Origin of the sequence: uncultured Roseobacter sp. (assembly GCF_947493125.1) — a bacterium.
Lineage (GTDB): Bacteria > Pseudomonadota > Alphaproteobacteria > Rhodobacterales > Rhodobacteraceae > Roseobacter.
The window spans coordinates 64,187-90,384 of the sequence record NZ_CANLQB010000013.1 but is presented as its reverse complement, the minus strand read 5'-3'; the positions used below and the strand labels follow the sequence as shown (position 1 = coordinate 90,384).

18 protein-coding genes are annotated in these 26,198 nt (G+C 65.4%); 6 read left to right on the top strand and 12 right to left on the bottom strand.

Annotated elements, in window-relative coordinates; translation table 11 throughout:
• Nucleotides 1-1,517, top strand: a 1,517-nt coding sequence (locus Q1A71_RS21825) for an Ig-like domain-containing protein (RefSeq protein ID WP_299681851.1), incomplete at its 5' end; no start/stop codon positions are given.
• 79 nt (nucleotides 1,518-1,596) lie between these two features.
• Here Q1A71_RS21825 and Q1A71_RS21820 read toward each other — a convergent pair.
• From Q1A71_RS21820 to rfbC, 6 genes are all read right to left on the bottom strand, one after another.
• On the bottom strand, nucleotides 1,597-2,316 hold the full coding sequence (locus Q1A71_RS21820) for a VPLPA-CTERM sorting domain-containing protein (RefSeq protein WP_299681848.1): 720 nt from the start codon (nucleotides 2,314-2,316) through the stop codon (nucleotides 1,597-1,599).
• Nucleotides 2,317-2,613: 297 nt separating this feature from the next.
• On the bottom strand, nucleotides 2,614-3,495 hold the full coding sequence (rfbA, locus tag Q1A71_RS21815) for a glucose-1-phosphate thymidylyltransferase RfbA (RefSeq protein WP_299681844.1): 882 nt from the start codon (nucleotides 3,493-3,495) through the stop codon (nucleotides 2,614-2,616).
• Nucleotides 3,492-4,340 carry a dTDP-4-dehydrorhamnose reductase gene (gene rfbD, locus Q1A71_RS21810; RefSeq protein ID WP_299681841.1) on the bottom strand — a complete coding sequence of 283 codons (849 nt, stop codon included), beginning with the start codon at nucleotides 4,338-4,340 and terminating at the stop codon, nucleotides 3,492-3,494. Before rfbD ends, rfbA begins: the two co-directional genes overlap by 4 nt.
• The gene (locus Q1A71_RS21805; RefSeq protein WP_299681838.1) at nucleotides 4,340-5,434 is read right to left on the bottom strand and encodes a glycosyltransferase family 4 protein; all 1,095 of its coding nucleotides are present in this window, start codon (nucleotides 5,432-5,434) and stop codon (nucleotides 4,340-4,342) included. The genes rfbD and Q1A71_RS21805 overlap by 1 nt, the downstream gene beginning before the upstream one ends.
• Complete coding sequence (gene rfbB, locus Q1A71_RS21800) at nucleotides 5,431-6,477, bottom strand: dTDP-glucose 4,6-dehydratase (RefSeq protein WP_299681835.1); 1,047 nt, start codon at nucleotides 6,475-6,477, stop codon at nucleotides 5,431-5,433. The genes Q1A71_RS21805 and rfbB overlap by 4 nt, the downstream gene beginning before the upstream one ends.
• Complete coding sequence (gene rfbC / locus Q1A71_RS21795) at nucleotides 6,474-7,031, bottom strand: dTDP-4-dehydrorhamnose 3,5-epimerase (protein WP_299681832.1); 558 nt, start codon at nucleotides 7,029-7,031, stop codon at nucleotides 6,474-6,476. The genes rfbB and rfbC overlap by 4 nt, the downstream gene beginning before the upstream one ends.
• A 168-nt stretch (nucleotides 7,032-7,199) precedes the next feature.
• On the opposite strand from rfbC, the gene Q1A71_RS21790 reads away from it, so the two are divergent.
• A complete protein-coding gene (locus Q1A71_RS21790) occupies nucleotides 7,200-8,549 on the top strand; it encodes a UDP-glucose/GDP-mannose dehydrogenase family protein (RefSeq protein WP_299681829.1) in 1,350 nt (449 codons plus the stop codon).
• Here Q1A71_RS21790 and Q1A71_RS21785 read toward each other — a convergent pair.
• Both Q1A71_RS21785 and Q1A71_RS21780 read right to left on the bottom strand, forming a co-directional pair.
• Nucleotides 8,528-11,245: a hypothetical protein gene (locus Q1A71_RS21785; protein WP_299681826.1), complete on the bottom strand. Its 2,718-nt coding sequence runs from the start codon at nucleotides 11,243-11,245 to the stop codon at nucleotides 8,528-8,530. The genes Q1A71_RS21790 and Q1A71_RS21785 overlap by 22 nt on opposite strands.
• Nucleotides 11,246-11,350: 105 nt before the next feature.
• On the bottom strand, nucleotides 11,351-12,358 hold the full coding sequence (locus Q1A71_RS21780; protein WP_299681823.1) for a replication initiator protein A: 1,008 nt from the start codon (nucleotides 12,356-12,358) through the stop codon (nucleotides 11,351-11,353).
• A 463-nt stretch (nucleotides 12,359-12,821) separates the two neighbouring features.
• On the opposite strand from Q1A71_RS21780, the gene Q1A71_RS21775 reads away from it, so the two are divergent.
• Entirely contained in the window at nucleotides 12,822-14,204 is a 1,383-nt protein-coding gene (locus Q1A71_RS21775) for an AAA family ATPase (protein WP_299681820.1), read from the top strand.
• A gap of 117 nt (nucleotides 14,205-14,321) precedes the next feature.
• Nucleotides 14,322-15,323: a ParB N-terminal domain-containing protein gene (locus Q1A71_RS21770; protein ID WP_299681817.1), complete on the top strand. Its 1,002-nt coding sequence runs from the start codon at nucleotides 14,322-14,324 to the stop codon at nucleotides 15,321-15,323.
• A gap of 53 nt (nucleotides 15,324-15,376) precedes the next feature.
• On the opposite strand, the gene Q1A71_RS21765 is transcribed toward Q1A71_RS21770, so the two are convergent.
• Together Q1A71_RS21765 and Q1A71_RS21760 are read right to left on the bottom strand one after the other, a co-directional pair.
• Nucleotides 15,377-15,973, bottom strand: a complete 597-nt coding sequence (locus Q1A71_RS21765; RefSeq protein WP_299681814.1) for a sulfotransferase — start codon at nucleotides 15,971-15,973, stop codon at nucleotides 15,377-15,379.
• A gap of 14 nt (nucleotides 15,974-15,987) precedes the next feature.
• Complete coding sequence (locus Q1A71_RS21760; RefSeq protein WP_299681811.1) at nucleotides 15,988-17,001, bottom strand: glycosyltransferase 61 family protein; 1,014 nt, start codon at nucleotides 16,999-17,001, stop codon at nucleotides 15,988-15,990.
• A 722-nt stretch (nucleotides 17,002-17,723) separates the two neighbouring features.
• Here Q1A71_RS21760 and Q1A71_RS21755 point away from each other — a divergent pair.
• Entirely contained in the window at nucleotides 17,724-21,734 is a 4,011-nt protein-coding gene (locus Q1A71_RS21755; RefSeq protein WP_299681807.1) for a PA14 domain-containing protein, read from the top strand.
• 84 nt (nucleotides 21,735-21,818) lie between these two features.
• Here the strand turns inward: Q1A71_RS21755 and Q1A71_RS21750 are convergent, their stop codons facing one another.
• Both Q1A71_RS21750 and Q1A71_RS21745 read right to left on the bottom strand, forming a co-directional pair.
• A complete protein-coding gene (locus Q1A71_RS21750; RefSeq protein WP_299681804.1) occupies nucleotides 21,819-23,546 on the bottom strand; it encodes an ABC transporter ATP-binding protein in 1,728 nt (575 codons plus the stop codon).
• A 177-nt stretch (nucleotides 23,547-23,723) separates the two neighbouring features.
• On the bottom strand, nucleotides 23,724-24,728 hold the full coding sequence (locus Q1A71_RS21745) for an NAD-dependent epimerase/dehydratase family protein (protein ID WP_299681801.1): 1,005 nt from the start codon (nucleotides 24,726-24,728) through the stop codon (nucleotides 23,724-23,726).
• A gap of 193 nt (nucleotides 24,729-24,921) precedes the next feature.
• Here Q1A71_RS21745 and Q1A71_RS21740 point away from each other — a divergent pair, with 193 nt between their 5' ends.
• Nucleotides 24,922-26,193, top strand: coding sequence for an arylsulfotransferase family protein (locus Q1A71_RS21740; RefSeq protein ID WP_299681864.1), 1,272 nt, complete (start codon nucleotides 24,922-24,924; stop codon nucleotides 26,191-26,193).
• Nucleotides 26,194-26,198: the final 5 nt, after the last annotated feature.

The following is a 26,198-nucleotide window of genomic DNA, read 5'->3' as shown; positions in this document are numbered from 1 at the left end:
CCACCACCTGGCAGTGGCTGCGCGGCGGGACCGAAATCCCAGGCGCCACTGCGGCGACGTTCACGCTGAGCGGCGGCGATGAAGGTGCTGCAATCTCTGTCCGCCAAACCGACACGAATGGGCAAGGCAGCGACAGCGCCACTTCGGCGAGCAGCACCGTCACCGCGGCCAGTGGCTCCGTTGCACGCGTCACCGGGCTTGTGGTCAGCGACCAGATCGCCACGGGTGAAGTCGAACTCGCCTATTCCATCGACCGCGACAGCAGCGTGACCGGCGTTCTGACCCGGTCCGCGACGGCCCCCTCCGCAACACGCATCCGCGCCGGTCAGGATGACACCGGCGCCGAGGCGCCCAGCAGCTTCTCCGACACCTGGACCAGCTCCGGCGCAGAGACACTGCCGGATATCGCGCCCAGCCTCGCGTCGGACATCTACTATCTGCACCTGGTGCCCGCCGGCGGCAACGACACGGATGTGGCCTCGTCTAACGGGTTTCGTCTCGAAACCGTGGCGCCCACGATCACAGCCGCCCAGACCACGACCTCGGGCCTGGAGATCGAGGTGGACTTCTCCGAAGCGCTGTCCGGCAGCACCGACGCCAGTGACTGGGCGCTCTCGGCAGACGGGGCGGCCCAGCAGATCGTCACGGTCAGCTTCAATGACACCCGGCTGACACTGTCGCTCTCCACGCAGCTCAGCGCCGGCCAGACCTTGAGCCTCGACTACGCCGGCAGCGACCTGACGGACATGGTCGCCAACCCGGTGGCGGCGGTCTCCGGCGTTTCCGTGACCAACGCTGTCAGCGGCAGTTTCATCGAAAACAGCGTGTCCGTCCCGGACGGAAGCGCGCTGACCGCAACCGATCCGCTGCCCTCGGATGCGCGCGCCTTGCTGCTCTTTGCCTCTCTGACACAGGATGCCGCTCTCGATGCCCGGGCCGCGCTCGCCACCTGGAACGGCACGGCAGGCGGGTTCCACACGGATTATACCGCCGGAAACGGCCTGAGCGGCGTGCGCCTGCGGCTTCTCGGTGGCAGCACATCCATCACACAAGGCACCGAAACCGTCCCGCTCGGCACCCGCTACCACCTGCTGGTCTCGGCGTGGCTCGATACGGATGACATCATGAACGTGCGGGCCTGGAGCTTCGATACCGCGGCAGGCAGCTGGAGCGAAGTCGTCAATGTCTCCGACCCGACTGCGCCGGGCAGCAGTTTCAATCTGGGCTCGGATCCGCTTCGGCTCTTCATGCGGTCGGACCGCACCAACCAGACCTTCGCCGGCACGGTCAACCGCGTGGCCTTCTGGGCCACCCCGCAATCGCAGACCATTGCCGATATCAGCGACCCGGCGATCCGGGACACCTTCGCAGATGCCGATGGTCTGAGAGAGCCCGCTCTGTCACGGATCAGCTTCGGACAGCCGCTGGTGGATTTCGCCGGAACAGCGGAAGATTACAACGCCGGGGTGCACAGCGGCACGTTTGGCAGCTTCCAGTCCAGCGGCACTTTCCTCTGACGGCACAGCCTTCGACGGTCAGACAAAAAAACAGGCCCGCGAGGGCCTGTTTCAATTCCGTTGATCTTTTGAAGACCGATTAGGCAGTCTTGCGACGGCGCAGGGCCAGAGCACCAAGACCGGTCAGCAGCAGCACTGCGCCTGCCGGCAGCGGCACCGCGGAGATGCGGATCACGAGGTCGTCGTGGTTGTCGCCTGCCACATCGGAGTCATCATAGAAGACATACATGCGCTGGCACGAGGTGGCCGAAGCGTTGCCTTCACAGGAGACGAAGAAGTTCTGGCCGATGATCGGGTTGGCACCGTTGGCGACACCACCTTTGTCAGCCGGCGGGTTGCCGTTTTCGCTGCTGAAGCTCAGGTCCAGAAGACCGGCGCCCAGGATACCTGTGACGAATTCGTCAAGCGGTGTGTTGATGTCGGATGCGATCACCCGGCTGCCATCACCCAGCGACTTGCCAGCTGTCTGGCCGTCCACGGTGACCGTGTTCTCAAAGCCGGCTTCCCAGCCCAGGATCTCCACACGGACCTTGCCGCCACCGGAGAAATTGATCTGTGCGCCCTGCCAACCTTCCAGTGTCCAGAAGTTGTTGTTGCCTGCGTCCTGGAAAGCACCGGGGATCTGCGCGCCCAGCTCTTCGAGCACGTCGTTCTGACCGGTGACGTTCTGATCGCCTTCGATGCCGCCGGGGATCGACGTAAAGACCGCGCTCGTCGTATCCAGTGAAAAGCTTGCGGCGGAGGCCATTGTGCTCATCGCGAACACGGCGGCGGCCGCACCAGTAAATGTACGTATCATAATTTCCTTCACCCTTCGTTTTACCACCCGCTTAGCGGGACATCTTAACTTATCTGCTCCGGAATCACTGTCATCCCGGGTCAGTCTTCGAGGAACAATCTAACATCAGTTGCCAATATTCGAAAAGCATTAATGCTTTTTTTTACTTTAATACGGCAAAAATTTTTGAATATTTCGCCCAATTCCAGCGCAGTACCCTTATGGGTTGTAGCCTGCCGTGCGAAATCCCAGAAAATGCGCTGAGTTGTTCATGATTTACGAACAACACACTGTGGCACGGGTGCGACACCGGACGGCTCAGTCGAGCAGGCGATTCAAATGCCGGCCGTAGGTTGTCTTGGAAAATGTCTGCACATGCTGCGCAAGCTGCGCCCGGTCGATCCAGCCGCGGCGAAAGGCGATTTCCTCCGGCGCCGAGATCTGCAGCCCCTGCCGGTCCTGCAGGGTGCGCACGAAATTGCCCGCATCGAGCAGGCTGGCGTGGGTGCCGGTGTCGAGCCAGGCATAGCCGCGGCCCATCTTCTGGACCGACAGCGTCCCCTCCTGCAGATAACTCTCCAGCAGCGAGGTGATTTCCAGCTCGCCGCGCGCCGAGGGGCGCACCGCCCGCGCCCGCGAAGGCGCCGTGCCATCGAGAAAGTAGAGCCCGGTCACGGCGAAATCGGAGGCGGGATGCTCCGGCTTCTCGACGATCTCCACCGCCCGGGTGCCACTGTCGTCGAAGGTGACGACACCATAGCGCTCCGGATCGGTCACCTGATACCCGAAGACCGTGCCGCCGCTGGTCTTGCTGTCCGCATCGGCCAGCAGCTCGGGCAGTCCGTGCCCGAAGAAGATGTTATCGCCCAGCACCATGGCCGAGGGCGCGCCGTCGAGGAACTCCTCCGCCAGGATATAGGCCTGGGCCAGCCCGTCGGGGCTGGGCTGCTCGATCCAGGTGATGCTGAGCCCCCAATGCGACCCGTCGCCCATCAGGCGCTGGAATTGTGCCTGGTCCTGCGGTGTGGTGATCACCGCGATCTCGCGGATGCCGGCGAGCATCAGCACCGAGAGCGGGTAATAGATCATCGGCTTGTCATAGAGTGGCAGCAGCTGCTTGGAGACGGCCATGGTAATGGGATAGAGCCGCGTGCCCGAGCCGCCTGCCAGAATGATGCCCTTGCGTGTCGGTGTCGTCATGTCAGCTCTTTCACGATGGTGCGCACCGCCGCGCGCCAGTCCGGGCGCTGGATGCCGAAGTGCGCCGCGAGCGCGGATCCGTCCAGCCGCGAGTTCAGCGGCCGAGGCGCCGGGGTGGGGTAGTCGGAGGACGGGATGCCGCGGACTGTCACGCCCGCGCCGCTCTGCGTAAAGATTTCGCGTGCGAAACCGGCCCAGGAGACATCGGGGGCGCCGGAGAAATGATAGGTGCCCGCCTTGCCTGGGGCCGCGCGCAGTGCTGCACAGATCTCCAGACAGGCCGCCGCGATGGCCGCCGCCGGGGTCGGGCCGCCGATCTGGTCGTCGACCACCGACAGCTGGTCACGGGTCTGGGCCAGCCGCAGCATGGTCTTGAGAAAATTCTGTCCGTGCGCGGAGAACACCCAGGAGGTGCGCAGCACCACGTAAGCTCCCCCTGCCGCCGCCACCGCCCGCTCACCCGACAGCTTGGAGCGGCCATAGGCGCCCAGCGGGGCCACCGGGTCGTCCGGCAGCCAGGGCCGCGTGCCCGTGCCGTCAAAGACATAGTCGGTCGAGATATGGACAAAGGGGATGCCTTGCGCGGCACAGGCTTCGGCCATTGCGCCCGGGGCCGCACCGTTGACCGTGGTGGCGAGGTCTTCTTCCTCTTCCGCCCGGTCGACCGCCGTATAGGCGGCGGCATTGATCACGGCCGCCGGGGCGCGCTCCCGGATCGCGGCGGCACAGGCTGCGGGATCGGACAGATCGGCCTCCGCCCGCCCCAGACACACCGCCTCCGGCGCCTGGGCCTGCAGTTCGGTGGCCACCTGGCCGGTCCGGCCGAAGACAAGAAGATCGCGCATCAGCCCTGCCCGGCCCGGCGCGCCGGCGCGATCGCCAGCAGAGTGTCCGCCCATGTGCGCCACGTCAGCTTCTCCTCGTAATGGCGGCGGCTGGACCGTGACAGGCCGCGATAGGTCTCCGCATCACCGGTCATCGCCGTGATCGCATCCGCGATCTCCTCCGGCCCGTCGGTCAGATCGAAGAGCACACCGTTGCGGCCCGGATCCATCACGCTGGGAATGCCACCCACATCGGTCACCGCCACCGGGCAGCCGTAGACATTGGCCTCGGCCACCACCATGGCCGAGCAATCGGCCCGGGTCGGATGCAGCAGCAGATGCGCGCGGCTGAGCTCGCGGGCAAAGAGCGCGCGGCCCTCGCGGCTGTTCTTGTCAACAAAGCCCAGGCCCCGCACATGGGCATGACCCAGCTGGCCAGCTGCGTCATTGCCCATCACCGTGAGGGTCGCATCGACCCCCCGGGTGCGCAACGCGTCAAGCACCTCGACCGCCAGCGTACCACCCTTGCGCTGCCAGTCGCTGCCCACGAAGAGCAGGTTGAGCGGATCGAGCGGCGGCTTTTCGGGCACCGCGGCGGGGATGTCATCGAGGTTGAGGCCGAAGGGGAAGGCATGCACCCGGTCGGGCGAGAGATCCGGAAACTCGCGCAGGGCCCGCGCGGCCATGTAATCCGACGAATAGACCGCCGCCGCCGCATGGGCGAGGCACTCCGCCTCCAGCGCATCCTTCTGAGGCGGGATGTCGCGGCCATAGACCTCGCGCAGGAAGGCCGGCGTGGCATCGGTGACATGAAAGACCGGCGCCCGCATCCGGGCGGCCTCTTCGGCAACGAACCGGGTCGAGACGACGCTGAGGATGAGATCGAGGTCTTCGGGCTCGGTCACGCGGGCCAGATCGAGCGGTGTCCGCGGACGGAATTTCTTCTGGATCCGCCCCGCCCAGCCCGGAAGCGGGCGCAGATGCGCGCCCATCACCACCACCTCGACCGCGGGATGGGCCTCGAGCGCCTGCAGCATGTAATAGGGCACACCGCTGAAATTGACCCGGTTGTAGGGGTTGTGAATCGAGAAGAAACCGACCCGCAACCGGTTCACCCGCCGACCCCCAGCCGTTTGCCGACCCCGTCGCGCGCCAGCAGCGCCCGCCACCAGGGTTCGTTCTCGAGATACCAGGCCACCGTGCGCCGCAGCCCTTCCTCCAGCGTGAGCGAGGGGCGCCAGCCCAGCTCGTCGCGGATGCGTGCGGGGTCGATGGCATAGCGCGCATCATGGCCGGGGCGGTCGTCCACGAAGGTGATCTGCCCGGCGTAAGACGCGCCATCGGCCCGCGGGCGCATCTCGTCGAGCACCGCGCAGAGCATCCGCACCAGATCGAGATTGGACACCTCGTTCTCGCCGCCGATGTTATAGGAGCGCCCCGCCCTGCCCTGCTGCAGCACCCGCAGGAGCGCCTCGGCATGGTCTTCCACATAGAGCCAGTCGCGCACGTTCGATCCATCGCCATAGATCGGCAGCGGCTTGCCGGCCAGCGCATTGAGGATGATCACCGGAATGAGCTTTTCGGGGAAGTGGTAGGGCCCGTAGTTGTTGGAGCAGTTGGTCAGCAGCACCGGCAGCCCGTAGGTTTCGCCCCAGGCCCGCACCAGATGGTCCGAGGCCGCCTTGCTGGCCGAATAGGGCGAGCGCGGATCGTAAGGCGTCCTTTCGGTGAACTGCCCGGTGGCCCCGAGGCTGCCGAAGACCTCATCGGTGGAGATATGGTGAAAGCGGAAGCGCTCCGGCTTGCCCTGCGCGGTCCAGAACTGCCGCGCGGCCTCCAGCAGGGTGTAGGTGCCGGTGACATTGGTCTCGATGAAGGCGCCGGGCCCGTCGATGGAGCGGTCCACATGGCTTTCGGCGGCCAGATGCATCACCGCCTCGGGTGCATGCTCGGCAAACACACCATCGAGCGCCGCGCGGTCGCGGATATCGGCCTTAACGAACGTATACGCGGGGTGGTCGGCCACCGGCGCCACATTGTCGAGGCAGGCGGCATAGGTCAGCGCATCGAGATTGACGACGGCATGCCCGTCGGCGATGGCGCGCCGCACCACAGCCGAGCCGATGAAGCCCGCCCCGCCCGTGATCAACAGTTTCATGCGGCCTCCCAGACAAAGGGGGTGTCGAAATCGGCGAGCGCGGGGGCGGCGGCGTCCTTCTCCGAGAGCACCGGTGCGCCCGAGAGCGGCCAGTCGATGCCGCAGCTGTCCCAGCGGATCGCGCCATCGGCCTCCGGCGCGTAGTAATCGGAGCATTTGTAGAGGATCTCGGTGTCGGGCTGCAGCGTGACGAAGCCATGGGCAAAGCCTTCCGGCACCAGAAGCTGGCGGCCGTTCTCAAAGCTCAGCTCGACCCCGACCCAACGCCCGTAGGTGGGCGCGCCGCGGCGGATGTCCACCACCACATCGTAAAGCGCCCCGCGCCCGCAGCGTACCAGCTTGGCCTGGGCATGGGGCGGCGCCTGAAAGTGCAGCCCCCGCAGGGTGCCCGTCTGCGCCGAGAGCGAGTGATTGTCCTGCACCCAGTCGATGTCCAGCCCGGCCTCGGCCATCCGCTTGCGGTTCCAGCTTTCGCAGAAGAATCCGCGTGCATCGCCAAACCGTTGCGGCTCGAGGATCACCACATCCTCGAACGTCGTGCGCTCTATCAACACCGGTACCGAACCCTTGCCTTGCTTGCTGCTTTCCCTAGCAACGTCGCTGCTCTTTGTCACGCCAAGAAGCACCACGGCGGATCCGCGCCGGACAAGGCGCCAGGCCTGTTGACAGGCCCGGCGCGGGCGGCGCATGACGCTCCAGGTTGATGAGACAAGGAGCATCGCATGAAAATCACCATGATCGGCACTGGGTATGTGGGTCTCGTCTCCGGGGTCTGCTTGTCCGACTTCGGCCATCACGTGACCTGCGTCGACAAGGACCCCGGCAAGATCGCCATGCTGGAAGCGGGCGAGGTGCCGATCTACGAGCCCGGCCTCGATGATCTGATGGCCCGCAACGTGGCCGCCGGGCGGCTGTCCTTCACCGGCGACCTGGCCCGCGCGGTAGACGGCGCCGAGGCGGTCTTCATCGCCGTCGGCACACCGACGCGCCGCGGCGACGGCCATGCGGATCTCAGCTATGTCATGGCGGCGGCGGAAGAGGTGGCGCAGGCGCTCACCGGCTATGCGGTCATCGTGACCAAATCCACCGTGCCCGTCGGCACCAACCGCGAGGTTGCGCGGGTGGTGGCCCGGGCCAATCCGGCGGCCGACTTCGATGTGGCCTCAAACCCCGAATTCCTGCGCGAGGGGGCCGCGATCGACGATTTCATGCGCCCCGACCGGATCGTGGTCGGTGTCGAAAGCGAGCGGGCAGGCGCGGTCATGGAAGAGATCTACCGGCCGCTCTATCTGCGCGATTTCCCGATCATGGTGACGGGCTTGGAAAGTGCCGAGATGATCAAATACGCCGCCAACGCCTTTCTCGCGACGAAAATCACCTTCATCAACGAGATCGCGGCGCTCTGCGAGCGGGTGGGCGCGGACGTCAAACAGGTGTCTCACGGCATGGGGCTCGACGGGCGCATCGGCAACAAGTTCCTGCACGCCGGCCCGGGCTATGGCGGCTCCTGCTTTCCCAAGGACACCCAGGCGCTGGCACGCATCGGCCAGGACCATGCCTGCCCGATGCAGCTGACCGAGACGGTGATCAAGGTCAACGACGAGATCAAGCGGCGGATGATCGACAAGATCGTCGATGTCTGCGGCGGTTCGGTCAACGGCAAGACGATCACGGTGCTCGGCGTGACCTTCAAACCCAATACCGACGACATGCGCGAGGCGCCCAGCCTGACCATCGTGCCCTGGCTGGTGGGCAATGGGGCACGGGTGCGGGTGGTCGACCCGCAGGGCCGCCGCGAGGGCGAGGCGCTGCTGCCCGGTGTGGACTGGCAGGACGATGTCTATGCCGCGGCAACGGGCGCCCACGCGCTGGTGCTGCTGACCGAATGGAACGAGTTCCGCGCGCTCGATCTGGGGCGCATGGCCCGGGACATGGTGACCCCGGCGATGGCCGATCTGCGCAATGTCTACTCCGAGCAGGACGCGGCGGCGGCGGGCTTCACCGCCTATGTCTCGGTGGGCCGCCTGCCGCTCGCTGCCGCCGAGGCGCCTCAGGTCGCATTGGGGTCGTAGGCCCCGCGCGAGGCGCCCTGGCTCGGGCGGACCCGGCTGCGGATGTCGTCATAGGGCACGGCTCCTGCCGCCGTGCCATAGGCGTTCGAGCCCGGCGCCGGCATGAAGCTGGCGGTCACCTCGGGCGGCGTCGCAAAGGACAGATCCGGGCTCTGGCCGGCCAGGCGCTCGGCATTGGTGCCGGTGATCGTGGGGTCCCAGAAATACTGCCCGGCATAGAGCGGCGTCCAGCGCGGCGTGGTGTCGAGCGGGGCCGCCCCGATATCGCTGGATGTGAAGTTCGGCGCATAGGTCAGCACGTTCTCGATATTGACGTTCTTCATCGGGAACTCGGCGTTGGAGGAGGAGAGCACCAGTTGCTGCGTGCTCTGGCCGCTGTCCACCCGCAGATCGACAACCGACAGGAAGGAGATGTCGATGGGGTTGTTCTCGCTGTCGTTCTGACCCGGGACCGAGTTTTCGTTGGAAAAGCCCAGGTGATGCCGCACGCCGGAGCCGTTGACCTCATAGGGGTTGCTCGATGTGACGATCACGCCATTGCGCAGCGTCACCCCGCCCATGCCCACGGCCATCGCGCTCAGGGGCTGCATCGAGGTGATGTGGAAGAACTTGTCCCAGACGAAATCCTGCGGATGCGCCGTGGTGTCGCCGCCGCCGCGGGTGGTGGCGTCAATCGACAGCGCCCCGCCCTCGGTGATGATCTCCGCCCCGTGGCTGATCATCGGCCGGTCCGTGGCCCCGTTGCCATAGAGGCGCACGGGGTTCTGCGGATAGCCGGTGCCGCCCCAGGAGCAGCAGGAAAAGAAGACGCATTTGGAAAAGCCGCGGGCGCCGTCGGGCCGGGAGGAGCGGTAGGGGCCGTGATCCACGAAGAAGCCGTCATCGGCGTTGTCGGAGGCGCTGCTCTTGCCGCTGGCGCGCCAGGAGCGCGGGTTGGTGAAGGTGTTGACCCCCGCAAAGGCATGCCGGCCCACATCGCCACCGAACCAGCCGAAGTTGTGATAATCGGTGTTCAGCACATCGAAATAGGCGCCGCGGTTGCCGGGCAGCGGCAGTTTCACATTCTCGCGCCAGCCGGTGATGTCGCATTCGGCAATCGCATTGTAGCCCACCTGGTCGCAGTTGAACCCGTGTTCGGGATGCACCGAGACGGAAAAGGGATCCTCCGGCACGAAGGGGCCCACGAGGTTGATGCCGAAGGTGGTCAGCCGGGCGCCCTCATAGGTGATGCCGCGGTTCATCGCCGCCCGCGCGCCCGCCGCCGGGCCGACACCGCTGGCGTTATAGGGCATCAGCGCGCAATGCGTCTTGACCTTGTCCTTGATGTTGAAGTGGTCGAACTGGCCGGCCCCGTGCAGATCATTGGTATCCAGCAGCACCAGGCCGCGCGTCTCGCCATTCGGCAAGGCCGCCTCAAGCTCTTCGAATGTGGAAAAGAGGCGCGCGCCGGGCACCCCCGGCACCGGGGTGAGGGCCGCGGAGGCGGCATAGACATCGGCCTCGTCGAAGACCGTCGCCGGCGCCTCAGCGGTGATGTCGAGGGCGGCGGTGGCCGTATTGCCCTCGCGGTCGGTCACCTCGCAGCGCACCGTCACCGTGCCGGTCGTGCGCGGCGCGAAGGCCCAGACCTGCGCATAGCCTTCCGTGCGGGTGCTGGCGCCCGTCCCGAAGCAGCTGTCGAAGAAGGCCGGCAGTGCTGCATGCACCCCCTGCTCGCCCGGCTTATCGACGAAGAAGCGATAGCGCAGCTCGTGGATCGGGCGTTCGCATTGAAAGCCCGTCGCCGTGGCCTCGAAGATGACCGCCTCGCCCTGCAGACAGGTCGTCCTGCTGGCGATGAGGCTGACCTGCGGCGTGCCGGTCTCGGGCAGCACGTCGCGCGGCAGCGACCATTCGCTTTTCAGCGTGACCCGCACGGCATCGTCGTGGGTGCAGTGCAACGCGCTGCCCTGCACGCCCGCATTGCCGTTCACGAAGGTGATCTGCTGGTCCTCGAAGAGGCCGGAGATATCCTCCAGCACCAGATAATGCAGCCCGGCGCCTGCGCTGATCGGGAGTTTTTTCTTCAAGGTCGCGCGGGCCCCGTTGAGCTGGGTCAGCGTGTCGCCGGGCTGCGGATCATAGACCCGGTAGCTGCGCCAGACGATCTCATTGCCGGTGACCGACTGGGTCTCGCCGGGCCGGCCGCGCAGAATGGTGATCTCGCCCGCCACGAAGGGGGCGGCGATGTTGTCCAGCGTGACCGTCCAGGTGCCATCGCCGTTGTCCACCCGCGCGCTGACGACGGCTGTCGCCTCGGTGGTGGGCTGGGAGGCGGCATCGTTCAGGGTGGGCTCGTATTCCTCGGCGGCGTTCCAGCGCATCTGGTTCAGTTCCTGCCAGACGGCGCGCAGCTGCGCCCGCTGCGGTGTGCGCGGGCTCGCCGTGCGGAACCGCCGGCTGTAATCCGGTGCGGGCCCGCCCAGGACCCGGCGGATCTCGGTGCTGCCGCCGCGCTGTGACAGGGCCAGTTCGTAATGCGTCAGCCGGTAGCCCGGCACCGGCGGCGGCGGGGCGCTGACGTCGAGCCGCAGGATATCCCCCGCCACGGAGCCATCGTCGGTCACCGACCAGTCGCGTGGTCCGCCGATGGCGCTCCCGGCACTGGCGGGCAGGACGTGACCGCCCACAAAAGGCTTGCAACGGAATCTGGACATCTGGCGGGTTCCTTTTCGGCACCGGGTGAAGTCGTGAAACCGAAACCATCCGGGAGAATGCCGAAAACCGCGTTACGACAGCGTACGGTGCTGTGGGAGGCGCCCCTATTCCGAGGCCGCCGCCTGGCGCCGCACCCAGCCCAGAAAGGCCCGGTCCGGCGCGCGCAAAGCCGGGCGGCCGCTGCTGTCCCAGACCGCGCGCCACGCGGCCTCCAGCGCGTAGACATCCGCGCCCGGAGCCAGCCTGCGCGCCTCCTCCAGCGTCTCGGGCGCCAGCTGCGGGCCGGGCGCTGCCGCCGGCTCCACCACCTGCAGCGGGCGCACCGCGATGATGTCCCCCGGTTCTTCGGTGAACTGGTACTCCGGCAGGCGGTCGCCCGCGATGATCTCGCGCAGCATCGCGCGGAACACCCGGCGCGGGCTGGCGGAGCCCGACTTCTTGCACAATGTCTCCACCGAGACGCGCCAGACCGGCTGACGCCCGCAGTGCTTGCGCGCCAGCTCATAGAGCCGCCGCTCCAGCGGCTTGCGCAGCGAGAAATAGGCCCGGCTGAGCGTCAGCACCGATTTCGCCAGCACCGCGCGGTAGAGCCAGTCCGACAGCGTCACCCGCACGCTCACCATGCGCCCGGCCCGCGTGCGCCGCACGATCTGCCAGCTTTCGATCAGACCGAAGCCGGTGGTGGTCTCCTGATCGCCGGTGGCGATATTGGTGGTGATGCGCGTGCCCGCCAGCCGCTCGAAGGCGTCGCGCAGCCGCTTGTAGCCGTCGCCGGAGGTCTCGCGCCCGGTGGCCATCAAGAGATCATGCGCCGTCAGCGTCAGGTGCCGCGAGGTCTTTTTCCCGGCATTGATCGCCGCCATCAGCTGGCTGATGCAGAAGATCAGGATATCCGCATCGAAGATCGTCGCCCGCCCCTTCACGCTTGGAGTGATGGTGATCTCGGTGTCATTGTGTGTGTAGTTGAGAATGCGCCGGTCCGGACGGGTGGAGAGCGAGAACAGCGGATGCTCCATGGCCGCCAGATCGTGCTTGGGCACCGCGGCAAAGAAATCGCAGACGAAGAAATCGCCCTGCCCCGCGGCCCCCGCCGAGATCGCCCTGCCCGTCATATCCGCTCTCTTTCCGGCGCGGAGTTTTCCGCCCCATCTGCCTGCCTGCGGCGCAGCGGCCGCCCCCGTTATCGGATTCGGGGTTTCATTTACGGGGCAGGCTAAAGGCTGTGGATAACTCCGTCCAGCGAAACCGCGGGCGTTTCGCGGTTTCGGAGTCGGCCTGTCGGGGGATCGGAGTCGCTCTATCGGGGTTTCAGAGTCGCCACTGCTCCGGCAAAAGCGCTCAACATCTTGAAACCACGCCCGATTTCAAAGGAAGCCTTGCCCCTTAACTAACAATAACACCATATTAACAGAGCTGAGATCGGTTGCGCGCTCCCACAGAGGGCCCGCGGGGTGGCCAGCCTCGGCAATTTGCTGAGAAAACACCCGCGATATCTCAACCCTCTTTGCATGTAACGTCTTTTATGGCATCTTGATCGAAACGCGTATCAAAACGTGTGTTGAGGAGCCCGAGCCAATGTCCGACACCCCTCCCTATTTCAACATCTCCCCCGACCGGGCCCTGGCCGAGCTGCCCGCCCCCACCGACACCGCAGCCCTGCGCCGCATCGCCGAAGCCTGTGGCAAGGGGCGCAGCGATCTGGCAGGCCGCGGGCTCGATGCCTCCGGTGTGCGCCAGCTGCGGCCCTTTTCCACCTGGGAGATCACCAAATATCTCATCCCCGTGGCCCCCGCCCATTTTCGCCGGGTGCTGCGCCAGAACCCCGATCTGCCGCAGGGGGTGAGCGAAACCGAGGGTGGCGCCAAATGGTTCAGCCTCGACGAGGTGCTGCGGCTGCGCGCCCATTTCGGGCAGGAGGGCTCCAAGGCCAAGGAGTATCTGCCCTACCGGCCCGCCGGGCTGCCGGCAAAGGTCGTGGCGGTGGCGAATTTCAAGGGCGGCGTCGGCAAGACCTCCACCTGTGCGCATCTGGCGATGTCGGCGGCGCTGGACGGCTACAGGGTGCTGGTGGTGGATCTCGACAGCCAGGGTTCGATGACCTCGATCTTCGGCGCCCGGATCGAGGACGAATGGCAGACGGTCTTTCCGCTGCTGGCCCGGCATTACGCCACCCATCTGCGGGCCGAGAACCAGCGCCGGCTGGACCGGGGCGAGGCACCGCTGCCGCTCGACGAAACCCTGACCGAAGCGCTGGAGGTGGCCCCCGGCGACATCATCCGCCCCACCCATTGGCCCAACATCGATCTCATCGGCGCGCAGCTCAACCTCTACTGGTCGGAGTTCCAGATCCCGGTCTGGCGCATGGCGGCGCGCAGTTGGAAGCTCTGGGATGCCTTGGGCGATGCGCTGGCCGAAGGGGGCGTGTTCGATGAGTACGACCTGATCTTTCTCGATACGCCCCCGGCGCTGGGGTATCTGACGATCAACGGGCTTGCGGCGGCGGATATCCTGCTGGTGCCCGTGGGCGCCTCCTTCGTGGAATTCGACAGCACGGGGCGGTTCTTCGACATGCTGCACGCCACCTTTGCGTCCATCGAGGAGGGCGAGAACATGGCCGCCCGCGCGCTGGGGCGGGAGGAGCTGGCCTTCGAATGGGATGCGGTGCAGGCGGTGATCACCCGCTTCGACAGCGTGCAGCAGACCGAGATGGCGAGCCTCATGCAGTCCTACATGGGGCGCACCCTCAGCCCCTTCCGGCAGGATTTCACGGCCCTCATCGGCCAGGCGGGCGAGAGCGTGAACGGGATCTACGAGGCCGATTACCGCGATTTCAACCGCGACACCTATGCCCGCGGGCGCGCCACCTTCGACGAGACCTATGCCGCCTTCAAGCGGCTGCTCTACGGCACCTGGCGGCGCGATGAACGGGCGGGTGCCGCAGAGACGGCGGCGCAGTGATGTTTCGCATGCGAAACCCTGTCGCCCCGCCCCGGCCAGAGAGCAGCGTGCGCGCCGCTCACGCTTTGCAAAGGCCTCATCCCCTACCCTGTCCTGCCTGCCCCCGAAAGGATGCCCATGGCCAAGCGTAAACGTCTCAGCCCCGCCGCCCACGCCGCAGAGGGCCCCGCCCCCGAAACCAAGGCCGCGCTCGGCTGGGTCGGGCATGGCGCCCGCCGCGCGCCCATTGCCGATGTCTCGGGGGATGCGGCCCAGCAGTCCGCCTTCGAGGAGGTGGCCGAGGAATTGCGCCGCGCCCGCGCCGAGGGCCGCATGGTGCTGCGCCTGCCGCTGACGGCGGTGGAGGCCGGGCATCTGGTGCGTGACCGGATCGCCGCCGATGCGGAGGAGATGGAGGTGCTCAAGGACAGCCTGCGTGACCGGGGCCAGCAGACCCCCATCGAGGTGGTGGAACTGGCGCCCGGACGCTACGGGCTGATCTCGGGCTGGCGGCGGCTGGCGGCCCTCGAGGCGCTGAGCACAGAGAACGCGGAGGCCTTCGGCACTGTGCAGGCGCTGGTGCGCGCACTGGAGGGGGCGGCAGAGGCCTACCGTGCCATGGTCGAGGAAAACGAGATCCGCGCCGATCTGAGCTTTTACGAGCGCGCCCGCATCGCCGTGCAGGCCACGGAGCGGGGGGTCTATCCGGATGTGCGTGCCGCGGTGCGCAGCCTGTTTGCGGCCGCCCGCGCGCCGAAGCGGTCCAAGATCCTGACCTTCACCGCGCTGGTGGAGGCGCTCGATGCGGTGCTGCGCTTTCCCACGGCCATTCCCGAAAAGCTCGGCCTGCCGCTGGCCACTGCCCTGCAGGCCGACCCGGCGTTTGCCCGCCGGCTGGCACAGGCGCTGAAGGCGGCGGATCCGCAGGAGGCCGCCGCCGAACGGAAGGTGCTGGAGCGGGTTCTGAAAGGGCAGGCCTCCGCCCCGGCGACACCCGGCGCAGCCCGTCCCGAAAGCATCGCACCCGGCCTTGCGCTCTCCGCCACCCCGGGGCGCGTGGTGCTGAGCGGCAAGGCGGTGGATGCGGCCCTGCTGGCCGATTTGCGCGACTGGCTCGCCACCCGCAATGAGCATCCTTAGAAAAATCTTTTATTTTCAATGACTTAAAATGTTTCGCACGCGAAACAAGCGGCCTAGCCGTCCTTTTTCATGAGGCGCCACCACAGCATCTTCAGCTTCTTGCGGGTCCGCGTGTTGGCCACCGGCACGCCGGACCCGACCCGCTCCTCCCCAAGGAAATCGCAGACCGCCTCATAGCTGACCCCATCCTCGAGCTGCAGGTGCAGGCAATCATCGGGGCGGTCGGCGAAATAGGCCGCAACCTCCTCGTTGTGCTGGCGGTAGCGGTCGAGCCAGATCTCCTCGTATCCCATCGGATAGGGGCAGCCGTAGATTGCCTCATGCAGCGCGTTGGGGTGGTTGGCAAAATCCTTCACCGCGCTGCGGATCCAGGCTTCGGGGTCGCGGGTGACATGGATGAACTTCGCGCCGGGGAAGGCCGCGTCAAGTTCGCGGTAGAGCAGGGGCCAGGGCGTGTCCTTGGCCGCATCCACCCCGGCGGCGATTGTCAGCGCCCGGTCGGTCACCTCGGCCCAGTCCACATGGTCCTGCTGTGCGAAGTCGCGAAAATCGCGGTAGCTCGCCACCCTGTAGCCGAGCTTGTCGAAGATCGTGCCCAGCGAGGTGGTGCCTGTTTTCTGAAAGCCGATGCCGAAAACCTTGCGTGTCATGTGTTCCGTGCTCCTCAGGCCAGACCGATCATCTCGAAGGCGGTGTCGAGCGCGGTCAGGTCAACCTCGAAATTATCCAGCGAGTGGGTCTTATAGACCTTGCCGAAGTCGTAGGCACCCTCGATGTACTCCGGTTTGAGCCGCCCGCGCACCCCGATCCAGTCCACACCCACCTGCTGGGCCATCACCCGGTAGACATCCGTCATATGGCCCGCGTGCAGGATCTCCACCAGATGCCGCAGCGGGCCGTCCCGCTCGACGTAGAGCAGTGGTGCGAGGCCGGCGCCATGTATCGCCACGATGGCCTCGGCGCGCCGGAAGAGCGTGATCTGCTCTGCGGGGCTCAGATCTTCGGGGTAGACCTTGGTGAAGCCGCGGGTCTGCAGCCGGTCCGTCAGCTCCGCGTCGTTCAGGGGCGCGCGGGTGCCGCGCCGGGACAGGAAGATGCGGGATGGCGCGGCCTGCGGTGTTTGCGCGTCGATCCGCGCCAGAGGCTGGCGCAGGGCGGGGCTGCGCACCCACGCGTGCCGGACCGGCCGGATCGAGGTCCAGGGCTCGGGCGCGTAAAGCACCCCCTCGCCCCGGACGGGGGCGTCTGTTGTCAGGACGGTGAGCCCGAAAAGGTCCGCAGCACCAGTGATATAGGCGGGGGTGTCGCCGGGCAGCACCAGCAGCGCCTGCTGCGGGTCGATGTCGAGCTGCGCGCAGACGGCAAAGACGATCGGCAGGTGGTTGTTGAGAAAATGCGCCCAATTCGTCGGCGTATTGCGCCGCAGATCGAAGGTGTTGCGGTGCGGCGCCTCGACGGGCCGGAGGGCGGCCTGCGCGCGCAGCGCCGCAAACCGGCGTTTCGGCGGGGCCGGGGCGGGCAGGGGGCCGTATCCGTAGTGCAGACGTCCCCCCTGCACGTCATGGGCGGCCAGGTGGATGCGCTCGCAATCCGGCACGACGCGGTCAATGAGAAAGGACGCGGCGGTGACCAGCCAGGCCGGATCGGTCCGATAAGGGCTTATGACGAGCTCTTGCATCCTGCCTTGGGCTGTGTGAGGTCCGTTGCACCGTTCCGGGGTGACTAGAGCAATTCGCAGGCGAATTGAAAGCAAATTCGCAGCCCCGGCGGGGTCAGAAATGGCTGCAAATTTTGGAACGATATCTGCGATTATGTGCATTCCCGGCCTGGATATAAGCGAAACTCCGACGATCAGCCTATTTTCTGAGCAGGAATTCGCCTTTTTTGGCGTGGGATCCCAAAGTTGATTTTGGTTGCTTTGGGAAGTCTTCTACAAGCGCCGATGGTGCTGCCGTGGTCTGAAAAAAGTCCACGGTGATAACAAAATCAAAAGGAGCATCCGGTATTCGACCGGTGTTCGGAGAGGCGTACGACGTGCAGTGGCGGCTACATGGAATTGCCAGTCTAGCGACGTATTTGCATGGCAATTGCTGCGCATTCACCAGGAGTAATCCCGGTTGCCTGTCCCGGCGCGTGACGATCGCTATACGCGAGCGTTTGTAGTTTGTGATGGCCAGCGCCGCGGCGTTGGCACGGTACTTCCCCCCCAACTTATCTCGCAGCGGGTCGGCCCGATCCGGGTTCCTGCCTGCGTGCCAAAAACAAAGAACAGGAGAACACCAAAGTGTTTGAACGGCGGATCTCGCATGACGCAATTCTCTGGCGGGATTCCCGCCTGAAATCAGTCTCTAACAAGGCAGTCGAGCAGCAATACTGCATCTTTGCCGGGGAGGTGATCTGATGTTTTCATGGACCGAATTCGCGGCGCTTCTGGGGGGAAAACAAAGCGCAGGCACACTGGTGCCCAATTCGTCTGAGACACGTTCGGGGTTCTACGCGGAATTCTACGACATCAGCGCGGACAAGAGCATTTCATCCCTGTCACAGGTCGATTTCAGCGCCGATCCCGCGCATGAGGAAGTCATCTCCCGTATCGGATACCGGGGGGAGGACGCCTGGTGGGACGGCGGCCGCGGCAATTTCTTTGCCGCGCGATTCGTGGCCGGTGTCACGGTCGAGAAGGCCGGCACCTATACCTTCCAGCTCCAGTCCGACAGTGGCGCGCAGCTCAAGCTGGGCGGCGACGTCATGATCGAGAATTACAGTGCCACCGATCCCATTACGCAGACGGTGACGCTGGAACTGGAAGCAGGGCTCGTCCCGCTTGAGCTTTTGTATTTCGAGACCCGCGGGGATCAGACGCTGAGGCTGAAATGGTCCGGCCCCGACACCGATGGCCGTATGGTCTCGCTCCGCGATGTGGTGATCCCGCTGGGAGACAAGCCCGATGACGGGGGCTCCGATCAGCCGGACAACGCGCCGCCGGCGGAAGAGCCGCAGGATGGCGGTGGAAATGTGCCGCCGGCAGATTTGCCGCCCGGCTTCCAGGCCGCCTATTTCGACATCAGCGCGGACAAGAGCATTTCGTCCCTGTCAAAAGTCGATTTCAGCGCCGACCCTGCCTACAAGGAAGTGGTCTCGGAGGTGGACTACAGCGGTGAAGCCGCGTGGTGGACCGGCGGGCGCGGCAATTTCTTCGCCGCCCAGCTGATCGGCGGCGTCGTGGTGGAAAAGGCGGGCAGCTACACCTTCAGCCTGCTGTCCGATTCCGGCGCGCAACTGAAGTTCGGCGATAGCGTCGTGATCGAGAACGACACGCCGAGCGGCACCAGCGAAGGCACGGTCACCGTCCAGCTGGAGGCGGGGGTGACCCCGATTGAAATCCTGTATTTCGAGACCCGCGGCGCGCAGACGCTGAAGTTGCAGTGGTCCGGCCCCGACACCGGCGGCAAGATGGTCGTTCTGGACAGTGCGGTGCTTCTGGAAGGCGTCTCCGACGATCCCGGCCCAGTGCCAGACCCCGACCCTGATCCTGTGCCGGATCCAGACCCTGATCCCGATTCCGGTTCTGGCCAGCCGCCTGATCCGGATCCTGATCCGACGCCCGATCCGGACCCGGACCCCGACACCGGCAGCGGCGGTGGCAGCGGTGATCCGCAGGAGCCGGTGTTGCCGCGGATCCCGGCGGAGAACAACGGAGACGGGCCCGATCGCCTGGAGGCGCAGGAGTTCACCCCTGGAGAGACTCTCGCCGTCTCGGGGGGCCGCACCACGACGCTGCAGATCGACACCGGGAAGACGATCGAATCCCTCGAGATCATCGACGGCCCGGATGTGGGTCATGTGACGGTGAACCCCGACAATACCTTTGCATTGGTCCTGTCGGGCACCGATTACGCAGGCGATCTCTCCTTCGACTACAAGGTGACCTATGCCAATGGCAGCACCGGGGTCGGCACGGCGCAGCTCGATGTGCAGACACCGACGCAGGGCGCCGGATGGGGCATGGGCGAGCATTACATGCTGGAGACCGGCAGCGATGGCGAGATCGTCGTGGAAACCGGCGACAACCACCGCAAGGTCTATGTCTCCGAGAGCAAGGATGCCCTCAGCCTCAAGGACATCGCCGCGCGGGAAGGCATCGCGGTGGGCGATATCGACACCAAGTGGATGCTGGAGCATACCGAATACGGGGCCACCGAAGATATGGCGCTGGCCTCCGATGCGGGCATGATGCTTTGGTACGGGCTCACCGGCAGCGTGCAGGCGCCGAACTCGCACTGGCTGCTGTTCGAGAGGGGCTATACCTACGACGATGTCGGCAAGGTTGTGACCCGCGGCACCACCGGTGAGAGCGAGCTGCACCCGGTGTATATCACCTCCTATGGAAACGGCGCGCCGCCGGTGCTCGACACCTCTGTCTCGATCTCGCAGCTGCCCTCGCAGAATGTGGTGATGTCCGATCTGAAGATCCTCGGCGGGGTCGGCGTGAAGAACGCCAGCAACGTCCTGATGACCGATTTGGATCTGTTCAGCGATGGTATGGGGATCCGCGACAGCGACCACATCACGCTGCACGATTCCACCATCAGCTACACCATCACCAACACGGCCGACGGCAGCGGTGTCACGCAGGGTCTGCTGGGGGTGAACACCTCGAACCTGCTGGTCGAAGGCAACGTCTTTCACCACAACGCCTGGCGGGAGGGGTACAACATGGACGGCACGGGCCACGCGCCCGACCAGTTCAGCCACAACGTCTATCTGCAGTGGAACACCAGCGATGTGACCTACCGCGACAACATCTCGTCGCAGTCGGCTTCCATCGGGGCGCAGCTGCGCGGTGGCGCCTATGCCGAGAACAACCTTTTCACCGACAACAACGTGGCGGTGAACTTCCTCGGCGGCAACTACAAGAAGTTCGGGCATGTGGGCAACTTCACCTATTTTGCCGACAACGTGATCACCTCCGGCGCCTACAAGGATGCGCAGAGCATCGGGGCGAAGGGCTGGGGCGCCAGCAACGGGGGCTACGAGACCACGCTGCTCGACAATATCATCGCGCATCTGGCCAACCCCGATGACCCGTCCGATCTGCAGGACAAGCAGGTCTCCAGCTTCGCGGTGGCACAGAAGGACGAGGCGTCGTTCTTCTATGACGACACCAAGGTTCTGAACTGGCTGGGCGCCGATCCGGTGCGCTGGAAGGATGCGGCGATGGATCGCAACCTCGACGGCACCGATGTGGATCAGGCGATGCAGACGACGATCCAGCGCTACGCGGACCAGTTGACCGACGGGCAGGAGGCGACCATCGACGGGCTGATGGATTATATCCTGTCGCTCTCGGGCACGGCCTTCGACGATCTGGTGTCGGCCAGCGATATCGTCGACTACTTCCAGAACGGCTTTGGCATCGCGCTGGATTCGACCACCGACGTCAAGGCGCATCGCTTCATCCCCAACGACCTCGGCGACGGCATTCGCTGGGACAACGGGATCAACTGGGACAGCGGCGAGCTGCCCACGGATGGCGACCAGGTGGATCTGGGCGGCAACTGGGTGAACTACGGCATGCTCACCACCCGGATCGACGATCTCGACCTCGGCGCGGGCGGCCGGCTGTCGGTCAGCTCGGGGCTGCTGGAGGTCCGCGATGTGCTGGCCACCGGCGGCGCGGACGGGCGCGTTCTCGTCGACGGGTCCGGCCAGTTCTGGGCCGATGGCTATACCGCTGGCGGAGAGCTGCAGGTGGATGTGGCCGGGGGCCGCTTCGTCAATACCGACAAACTCACCGGCGATCTGCAGATGCTTGTGCGCGACAATGCGCAGGCCATTCTGGCCACGGACAAGGCGTCGATGGTGCTCTCGAAGGACAGCGAGCTGCGCATTGAAGGATCCGATGCCAAGGTCGGTTTCGACGGCGACAGCTCCGGCAACGCGATCCTGCAGATGGAGGATGATGCGAGCCTGAGTTTCGTGGCGGATGCCGATGGGTTCTCGACGCTGGAGGAATTCCGCTCCGGGGCCTGGGATCAGACCGGCAGCCCGGTACGCTCGGGCGTGTCGCTTGACGGCACGCTGCAGATCGACCTGTCGGCCTATCAAGGCGGGGCGGGCACGCACAAGCTGATCGGGGTGGATGCGCTGCACGGCATGTTCGACGAGATCCGCGTCATCGGGCTCGACAATGGCTATACCGCGCAGACGATCATCGACTTCCAGGCGGATGAGATCATCTTCGAGATCAGCAAGGGCAATGCGAGCCCCGGTGCGCAGGTAATCGGCAATCCCAACTCCGGGAGCGGCGAAACACAGAGCCTGTGGGATGCGCTGAGGCAGGGGCAGGGCTCCTTCGACGATGATGCGCCCCGCGTCATCGAGGACTCGGAGATCGACCTGCTGTTCTGATCGGACACGCGCGGGTTTCGCATGCGAAATCCGCGCGGGCCGCCAAAGGCGCGGGCAGAGCTCGCCCCGGCTATTTAGAGCCTGTTATTCGGCGGCGTTGAACTGCCGGTCGTAGAGCGATTTGAAGAGCCCGCCCTGCGACAGAAGTTCACTTTGCGAGCCTTCCTCGACCACCTGGCCGTCCTTGATCACCACGATCCGGTCGGCGCTGAGGATGGTCGAGAGCCGGTGCGCGATCACAATCGCCGTGCGGCCCCTGGAGAGCTTCTGAAGCGCCTCGTTCACCAGATATTCGGATTCGGAATCGAGCGCGCTGGTGGCCTCGTCCATGATCAGGATCGGGCTGTCGCGCAGGATCGCGCGGGCGATGGCAATGCGCTGGCGCTGTCCGCCCGAGAGGTTGGCACCATTCTCGCCCACATCCGTGTCATAGCCCTGCGGCATCGCCGAAATGAAGTCATGCGCATTGGCGGCTTGGGCCGCTGCAATGATCTCCTCATCCGAGGCGTTTTCCCGCCCCATGGCGATGTTCTCTTTCAGGCTGCCGTCAAAGAGGAAGGTCTCCTGGCCCACGAAGGCGATCTTGTCGCGCAACGAGGCGAAACTGGCGCCCCGCACATCAAACCCGTCGATCTCGACCCGGCCTTCCCCGGGATCATAGAGCCGCAGAATGAGGTTGATGATAGTGGATTTCCCGCCCCCCGAGGGCCCCACCAGCGCCGTGGTCTTGCCGGCGGCAAAACTCACGTCGAGGCCCCGCAACAGCGGCGCCGTGGCCTCGTAGCCGAAGGTGACATCTGCAAAGCGCACCTCGCCCGGCCCATCGGGCAGGGGGGTGGCGTCGGGGTCTTCGCTGACCGCAATCGGCGTGTCGAGGATCTGGTACATGAGCCCCACGCCCACCAGCCCTTCCTCGATCACCACGCGCATGCGCGCCAGCCGCTTGGCCGGGTCATAGGCCATCAGGAGCGCGGTCACGAAGGACATCAGCTCCCCCGGCGAGGTGGCGTCATCGCCGAAGATGCTGACCGTGCTCAGTGCCACCACGGAGGCGATGGCAAAGCCCGAAAGCGTCTCCATCAGCGGGCTCGTGGCGCCTTGCAGCCGCGCCATGGCGTTGGAGCGGCTCTCCACCGTGGTCACGGCGGCATTCATGCGCGCGGCCATCAGCTTTTCCAGCGCGAAGGCCTTGACCACGCGGATGCCGGTGGAGGTCTCCTGCACCACTTTGATGATCTCGGCGGTCGACGCCATGTTCGCCTCGACGATGCTCTGCACCCGTTTGAGGATCTGGCGCACGCCCAGAACGGCCAGCGGCCCGAAGACCAGCGAGAAGAACGACAGCGTGGGCTGCTGGTAGACCATCACGATGATCAGACCGACCAGGGTCAAAAGGTCCCGCACGAAGCCCATGATCAGCGTGTCGATCACCACGCGCGCCGCCTGCGCCGAGGTGGTGACCCGCATCAGGATGTTGGAGCTTTCCAGCGTGTTGAAAAACGCCACGCCATGCTTCAGCAGCCGGTCGTAGAGCTTGCGCTGCTGATCCGCGACGATGCGGTTGCCCGCGCGGCTGAGCGCGATGACCTGGATATAGGAGGCGATGCCTTTCACCGTGAAGATCGCCGCCACCGCCGCGGCGACCGAAAAGACCGCCGCGCGGTTGCCGGAGCCGACCATTGAATCGATGATATCCTTCATGATCCAGGCGGTGAGCGCGGTCATGACCGCGATCACGATCATTGCCAGGATCGCGACACCGTAGTTGAAGGACTGGCTGCGCAGATTTTCCCGCAAGAGCCTGCCAAGCATTCCCCTGTTAATGTTCGACTGAGCGCGCGTCATCATCATGGCATGCCTTGGAGACCGTAGGCGTCCTACGTAGGCAGGATCACAGGGGCTGTAAAGAACTGGGGGGCCTGGGCCACCTGCCGGTGGACGGGCCTCGGCCCCCGCATCCGGACCGCCGCCCAGACCCGAAAACAGCCTCTATACGCCGTAATAGTCCCTGTACCAGTCCACGAAGCGGCCGATGCCCACGTCGAGCGGTGTCACCTGCCGCGGGCCCAGCAGTGTGTCGAGCAGGCCGGCATCGGCCCAGGTGGCGGGCACGTCTCCGGGCTGCATGGGCAGGAGGGTCTTTTCCGCCACCCGCCCGCAGGCGGTCTCGATGGCGGCGATGTAGTCCATCAGCTTCACCGGCGCTCCGTTGCCGATATTGACCACCCGGAAGGGCGCCACGGGTGAGAGACTGTCATCCGCCACCGGGTCCGCCGGGTCCGGCACCACATCGGCGAGGGCCACGAGGGCCGTGACGAGATCGTCGATATAGGTGAAGTCGCGCATCATCTCGCCGTTGTTGTAGACGTCGATGGGGCGCCCTTCGAGGATGGCGCGGGTGAATTTGAAATGCGCCATGTCAGGCCGCCCCCAAGGGCCGTAGACGGTGAAAAAGCGGAACATCGTCGTGGGCAGGTCGTAGAGATGCGCATAGGAATGGGCCATCGCCTCGGTGGCCTTCTTGGTGGCGGCATAGAAGGACATCTGGGTGTCGACCTTGTGGGTCTCGCGGTACGGCATCTCGGTATTGGCGCCATAGACCGAGGAGGTCGAGGCCAGAAGCATATGCGCGGGCGGATGCGCGCGGGCGGCCTCGAGCAACTCGGCGGTGCCCACCAGATTGGCCTGCACGTAAGACGCCGGGTTGTCGATCGAATAGCGCACGCCCGCCTGGGCGGCGAGATGCACCACCAGATCGGGAGTATGCGCCTCGAAAAGGGCGGCCAGCCGTCCGGGCTCTTCCAGCCGCCCCACCACGGGCGTGAAGTCCCGGGACTGTGCGAGCATCGCGTGGCGGCGCTCCTTCAGGGCCACCTCGTAGTAGTCGGTGAGCGCATCGAGCCCCACCACGCGCCAGCCCGCATCGAGCAGGGCGCGGGTGGTGAAATAGCCGATGAAGCCTGCGGATCCGGTGACGAGAGCGGTGCGTTGCATGGGCCTTTAGTGACGGAAAACGCCCCAGCCCGAAAGGGGATTTCGCAGGCCCCGCCCTTCAGGGCACCTGCGCGTCCGTTAACTCTGGCCCCGGGGCTTTAGAACAATATCTTGTCACATTATGCGCCGTTGGCTATGTCACGGGCGGTGTTTTTGTACGGTATTTGAAGAAACGGATTCTCTTTTGGAACGTGTGTTATTCGCCAAAATCCCGGTCTGGCTGGTGCTGATCATTTTCATGGTGTTGACGACGCTGGGGGGCCTCTGGGCCTATGCGGTCTTCAAGCACAAGGTCTTTCCTTACAAGGTCATGCGCGAGATCCGCGACTTCGTGCGCGGCGACGAGTTTGACGATGCCACGCTCTGGGAGCGGTTTCTGGCGCTGACCGGCAGCGAGAACCCCTTCGAGCTCGAGGCCGGTCTCGAGACCAATGCGGTGGACGGGCAGGTGGCGCTGCAGACCGAGCTGACCGAGGGCTATTACATGCTCTACGGGTTCTTCGATCAGGACGGTGCGCCGGTGCCGACCGTGCATCTGATGGACATGCAGGGCGCGGTGGCGCGGACCTGGCGGTTCCCGGTCGTGGGCACTTCGAATTCGCCGCGGCGGATCACCTATACGCAGGACGGTGTCGTGGTGGCCAATACCTCCGGTGTGCTGCGCGCGGTGGACTGGTGCGGCACACCGCTCTGGACCCGCGAGGCCGAGGGCGGGATCGGCTATCACCACGAGATCGACCCGCATCAGGGCGAGCTGACCCTGTGGCGCAATGACGTTGTGGTGTCAGTCGATGTTCAGACCGGCGCCGCGCGGGAGCATTTCGCGCTGCGCGATCTGGTGCTGGCGAACCCGGACGAGCCCATTCTCTCGGCGATGCTGCTCGACAGCAATGCCGCCACCTTCCGCTATGGTGCGGAGAATGAAAACATACGGTTCTCGCCGCTGGAACAGCGGGCGGGCGCGCGGCCCGTTCACACGCGCGATCCCTATCACGCCAATGCGGCGCTGCTGAACGGCGGGCGCACGGCGGCCTTCCCCGATGACGCGGTGCTGATCAGCCTGCGGCAGGTCAATATGATCGCGGTGGTCGAAGGTTCGACCGGCCGGATCCTGTGGCGGTCCTTCTTCAACCGCCCGCATGATCCGCATTGGTATCGCGCCGGCGTGTCGGTCTACAACAACCGCTCCAACTTCGATCACTCCCTGATCGACTATCAGCCCTTCGAGGGGCCGCGCGAGATCCGGGTGGGGCCGGAGCAATACGACTGGTACCGCAAGGTGACCGGCAACCACCAGCTTCTGCCCGATGGCGGCATCGTGTTTCAGGGCGTGCCGGGGCAGGTGGTGCATGTGGATGCCCAGGGTAGGGTGCTGAGCGACATCCGCTCGCGCTTTGTGATGCGCAACGGCTATTACCTCAGCGCGGGCCAGGTCGCCGCATTCGAGAGCGCCTGCGCCAACTGACGCGG